Source organism: Rhizobacter sp. P3_C12 (genome assembly GCF_056402735.1).
In genome coordinates, this window is record NZ_JBFUGW010000528.1 from 1 (window position 1) to 2,056 (window position 2,056).

General features: G+C 65.0%; 4 protein-coding genes. 2 read left to right on the plus strand and 2 right to left on the minus strand.

Annotated elements, in window-relative coordinates; genetic code table 11:
- A partial coding sequence (locus AC1DXV_RS34135) for a carbamoyl-phosphate synthase domain-containing protein (protein ID WP_477937983.1) occupies positions 1-846 on the minus strand: 846 nt, incomplete at its 3' end.
- On the opposite strand from AC1DXV_RS34135, the gene bfr reads away from it, so the two are divergent.
- Together bfr and AC1DXV_RS34145 are read left to right on the plus strand one after the other, a co-directional pair.
- Positions 845-1,324 carry a bacterioferritin gene (gene bfr, locus AC1DXV_RS34140; protein WP_047511512.1) on the plus strand — a complete coding sequence of 160 codons (480 nt, stop codon included), beginning with the start codon at positions 845-847 and terminating at the stop codon, positions 1,322-1,324. The genes AC1DXV_RS34135 and bfr overlap by 2 nt on opposite strands.
- Before the next feature lie 119 nt (positions 1,325-1,443).
- Positions 1,444-1,650 carry a (2Fe-2S)-binding protein gene (locus AC1DXV_RS34145; RefSeq protein ID WP_052213119.1) on the plus strand — a complete coding sequence of 69 codons (207 nt, stop codon included), beginning with the start codon at positions 1,444-1,446 and terminating at the stop codon, positions 1,648-1,650.
- Here AC1DXV_RS34145 and AC1DXV_RS34150 read toward each other — a convergent pair whose 3' ends face one another.
- On the minus strand, positions 1,651-2,052 hold the full coding sequence (locus AC1DXV_RS34150) for a GlcG/HbpS family heme-binding protein (RefSeq protein ID WP_477870836.1): 402 nt from the start codon (positions 2,050-2,052) through the stop codon (positions 1,651-1,653). It lies immediately after the preceding gene.
- Positions 2,053-2,056 lie beyond the last annotated feature (4 nt).

Genomic DNA, 2,056 nt, shown 5'->3' on the forward strand with positions numbered 1-2,056 from the left:
GTAGGGCTTCGTCTCGCTGACGACCTTGGCCAGGTCGAGGCCGGCCATGCTGGGCGCGGCTTTGGCCTTGGCGATCGCGTCGTTGCGGATCGCGTCGGTCACTGCCTGGCCGGCGGCCAGCGTGACGATGCAGCCGTTCTGCGCGCCGCGGGTGCGCAGCACGCGGGTCAGGCGGCGGGTGTCGATGTTGGCGATGGCGACCGTGCCTTCGCGCTGCAGGTACTGCGACAGCGTCATCGTCTGGCGGAAATTCGACGCGAGCAGCGGCAGGTCCTTGATGATCAGGCCGGCTGCGAACACGCGGCTGGCTTCCACATCTTCATCGTTGACACCGTAGTTGCCGATGTGCGGATAGGTCAGCGTGACGATCTGGCGGCAGTAGCTCGGGTCGGTCAGGATTTCCTGATAGCCGGTCAGCGCGGTGTTGAACACCACTTCGCCGATGGTCTCGCCGGGCGCGCCGATCGAGACGCCCTGAAAGACGGTTCCGTCCGCGAGTGCCAGCAGAGCCTGTCCTGGGTTTGTCAGCAGTTGAGGCGGCACACGTATCTCCGTTGGTGCGCGCCCAGCTCTGCTCATCTCGAGCGTCGGACCGGGGAGAAAACTGGGGGAGTTTTCGACAGGAAACGGCGAGGGTTTCGCTGGGGCGGGCGGGTTGCAGGTAAACCGCGGGATTATAGACGAGCTTCGAGGGTTGACCCTGAGCCGCGCAGGCATCACACGAATGCGAGCGATTGCCGCTTGCAACGCGAGCACATCGCTCGGATTTGCGTTTCGTTGCGCGCGGATCGACTCCGATAATGCGCGCTGATCCGACCTCTCACCCAACAAGAAGGAGCCACACATGAAGGGCGACCCGAAAGTCATCGAACACCTGAACGCGCAGCTGAAGAACGAGCTCACCGCGATCAACCAGTACTTCCTGCACTACAGGATGCTGAAGCACTGGGGCCTCGACAAGCTGGCGGCCAAGGAATACGCCGAGTCGATCGGCGAGATGAAGCATGCCGACCAGCTGATGACGCGCATCTTCACGCTCGACGGCCTGCCGAACCTGCAGGACCTGGGCAAGCTGATGGTCGGCGAGGACACCGTCGAGATCCTGCAGTGCGACCTGAAGTCCGAGCAGGGTGCGCAGGCCACCATCAAGGACGGCATCGCCCACTGCGAGACGGTGCGCGACTACGTCTCGCGCGACCTGCTGCAGGGCATCCTCGACGACACCGAGGAGCACATCGACTTCCTGGAGACGCAACTCGACCTGGTGGACAAGGTCGGCCTGCAGAACTACCTCCAGTCACAAATGGGTGAAGTCGAAGCCTGAGCCCCCGTGACCGATTCCTCGCACCCCCGCGGTGCGGGGATGTCCCCAGGCTTGAAGTGCGAATCGTTCTTGTTTAAGATGCCTCATCGGCCCTCGCTCGGCGGCCGGGAGTGCATCTGATGATCGTGTGTGTCTGCGAACGCGTTTCCGACCGGGACATCGAACGGCATGTCCGGGGTGGGTGCGACAGCTTCGACTCCTTGCAGCTGGAAACCGGCGTCGCCACCTGCTGCGGGCGCTGCGAAGACTGTGCCCGCGAGGTGTTCGAGACCGCCACCGGCGCGCAAGGGGGGATGGCCATCATCCCGCTGAAGATCGCTGCCTGATCAGAGCGCCGCGATCCCGGCCTTCGCGACCTGCACGTCCTCGCTCGATTTCACGCCGCTGACGCCCACCGCGCCCACGCACTGGCCCTGCACCAGGATCGGCACGCCGCCTTCGAGCATGCCCTCGAGCGTCGGTGCGCTCAGGAACGCGCTGCGGCCCTGGTTGATCATGTCCTCGTAGACCTTGCTCTCGCGCCGGCCGACCGCCGCGGTGCGGGCCTTGCCCGGGGCGATGTGCGACGAGATCGGCGCCGCGCCGTCCAGCCGCTGCAACCACAGCAGGTGCCCGCCGTCATCGACGACTGCGATCGTCACGGCCCACTGGTTCTTCAAGGCCTCGGCCTCGGCGGCGGCGGCGATGCGCTTCACGTCGTCGAGGGTCAACACGGATTTGCTGTTCATGCGC